The following is a 2,963-nucleotide window of genomic DNA, read 5'->3' as shown; positions in this document are numbered from 1 at the left end:
TGCCGCGCCCCGTTACCGGAGATCCGCTGCGCCGACGTGGTGATCTTGTCCAGCCGCTTACGGGAGAAGAACGACGGACCCGCGTTCCAGCACTTCTTACCCGACTCACACCGCAGGTCAGCCGGAGTGTCGTACCAGATCCGGTACTTACCCGGATCCTTGCTCGCGAAGTTCTCCTCAGTACAGGAGACGCCGCCCTCGGCGAAACACCGCTCCGCAACGCTGAACGCCACACTCGCCGGGGCCGTCGCCGAATAGATGCTGTTCTTACGCTGCCCGTAGTCGATGCGGGTCAGGTAACCGCCGCGGTCGTACTTGACCGGCGACTTGAAGTCGAAGTTGCGGGCGTAGTAGTTCTGCTCCTTGGCCCACCAGAGGCTCATCGCGTTGCCGTGCAGGTCCTCGACATAGTCGAGCGACCAGCGCCAGCCCTGCGTGCAGAACGACTTCTTGAAATCGTCGATCGACGAACCCTGGTAGCAGGGCTCGTTCGCGTGGTTGGCATACACCGGCGCGGTCAGCACCGAGTTGGTGACGGCGGCGCCGTCGGTCCAGCCCGGCAGGCGGTTCATGCCGAAGTGGTAGCGGGTGCCGTCCTTGGTGGTGACGACCCAGTACTCGCCGTCCTTGTCACCGTTCGCACGGGTGGTGTCCTTGACCAGATCGATCTTCGACCCGTCACCGTTGCCGGTGGTCCATTTACCACCCGCGAAGACCAGCTCGGTCGTCATGCCACCCAGTGACAGGGTCGCGTTCTGCGAACCCCAGCACAGGTCAGCGGTGCGGTGCTTGGTGTTGCTGGCGCCGTCAGTCTTGGAGTCCTGGCGGCAGTTGGCATAGGTCCGAGTGATCGAACCGGCCGCGTAGTCCCAGCCGTCACCGATCCACGACGCCTGATTGTTCGTAGCCGACGTACGCCCATCCACCGACTGCGACGAGTAGGACAGGCCGATCTTCGGCGCCAGACCACCAGCGGTCTCCGGCACCTGCACCTGATACGAGTACGTGAAGGCACCCGACGACGACCCCGCGGCCCAGGAACCCGAGGACTGCAACGGGGTGGCCGTGTAGTCACCGGTCGCCGAAGCACCGGTGTCCAAAGCACCGACAACACCCGAACCGCTCGCGGCAGCACGCCCGGCCATCCCACCGACACCACCGGTGCCCGCATCGGCCAGCAACTGACCGACCGGCACCACACCCGTCACGATGCGGCGCGGCGTGCCCGCCTTGGTCGAGTCGTCAGCAGCCGCAGCCATCGTGCGGGCCAGCGGCGCGGTAGCGGGAAGAATCTCCACCTCGCTCGGCACCGACTGTGCGGTCACCGTGGCAGCGGTGGCAGTGGCCGGGTCTTCCTCCTCGGCCGGAACCGGGGCACAGTCACCGGTGCCCGGCGAGTCGTAAACACAATCCGGCAGCGTCATCAGGCCGAACCGGTCGGCGGCCTGCGGACCGTAGAGGTCGGCGAAGGCGGTGTAGTCGACGCTGAGCGCGACCTCGGCGGCCGGGTCGGCGGTGACCGGCGGCGTCACCTTCATGATCAGACCGGCCACGTCGGCGTCCTGCGAATCCTGCGGAGCAGCCAGATCGATCGTCCACGTACCGGCAACCGCGGCCGCGTCGCCACCGGCCGGAACACCCAGCGCGATCGGCAGATCAGCCACCGGCGCCGGCTCCGCACCCGGGGTCGCACCGGTCAGATCAACCGAACCGGAACCCTCCTCCCACGCGTCCACAAAGGCCGGCGTGTACTCCTCCGTCGCCACCTCGGGAGCAGTGGTGAGGTTCTCCTCAGCACCCTCGTCCTCGTCGAGCGCCTTCGTCTCCGGCAGATCGGGCAGATCCACAACGGCGTTCTCCCGGTCCATACCGGCACCGGGGATCGCATACGCCGCGACCGGAAGACTCGTCACCGCCAGGACAGTCGTCAGCGACAAGATGACCGCCGCGCGACCGCGGCGCCTCCACCGCAGGCCTGAATACCTCAGGACCGGACCTGAATCACGCATACGCGTCGACTCCCCCACCAGGCGCGAAGACCAGAAAGAAGTGGTGCGAGAGCACCACGAGAAGCACGCCGATCAGGCGCGTGCGACGGCACTGTCCCGTCTGTCCAGGTGGGAACTCAAGAACACGGACAGTGATAATGATTGATGTGAAGTGACATCTGTCACGTAATGATCTTGAGCAAAGGGCGGCGCTGTCGTCCATTCCGGGCTTGTCGCCAAGAAATGGATCAATAGCTGACCATTCAAGCGACACCAACGAACGAAGCTCGCCAATCGGGCATTACCTAAACGAAACCTTTGGATTAGGTAACGGTTCGATAACCACACGCGTTGATCGTCGATATGCCATCGTGAGCGCGCTCTCCGCCCCACGGCTCACCGTATGGGGCTGTTTGTGCTGTCCCATTCCATCTGGTCTCCACGGGGGTAGATCGCCGTGACCGTGCCTCGCCTACTCAGTCCGTTCGTGCGTACGCGCACCCGGCTGTACGGCACCCTGGGCCTCGTATTGGCCACCACCGTGACCGCCGCCTCGATCCCCTGGTGGCCCGACGGCGGCTCCGACACCACCGCCGCCACACCAGGGCACCGCGACCAGGCCATCACCGCGGTCACCAAACTCAAAGACCAGGCCACCGCCGTCACCGAAGCACTACGCACCCGCAAAGAGGTGCTCATCGAGCAGGCCACCACCGCCACCTCACAAACGTGGGCACGCCCCGACGGGCAGCTGCGCAGCGAGTTCACCGCCGTGCCACAACGGGCCAAGACCGGCGACGGCCGGTGGGCCGCCATCGACAACACCTTGCGCACGGTGGACGCCGGCGTCCAGCCCGTCCAGCCCTACACCCCGCTCACCTTCTCCAACGGCAGCCAGCCCGGCGCCAAAGAGAGCGTGCTGGCCACGGTCGAGACCAAAACCGGTCAGCCCATCACCTACACCTGGCCCGGCCC

The 2,963-nt window shown here is 65.7% G+C and carries 2 pseudogenes; one reads left to right on the top strand and one right to left on the bottom strand.

From position 1 onward, the window contains the following. Positions 1–2,009 (bottom strand): annotated as a pseudogene (locus ACFQV6_RS44105) (sugar-binding protein); the annotation flags it as partial. A gap of 466 nt (positions 2,010–2,475) precedes the next feature. Between ACFQV6_RS44105 and ACFQV6_RS44100 the strand changes: the two are divergent. After that, positions 2,476–2,963 (top strand): annotated as a pseudogene (locus ACFQV6_RS44100) (hypothetical protein); the annotation flags it as partial.

The organism is Actinoplanes sp. GCM10030250, from assembly GCF_042666575.1.
Lineage (GTDB): Bacteria > Actinomycetota > Actinomycetes > Mycobacteriales > Micromonosporaceae > Actinoplanes.
Note: the sequence above shows the minus strand (reverse complement) of the source record. Positions and strands in the feature narration are given on the sequence as shown.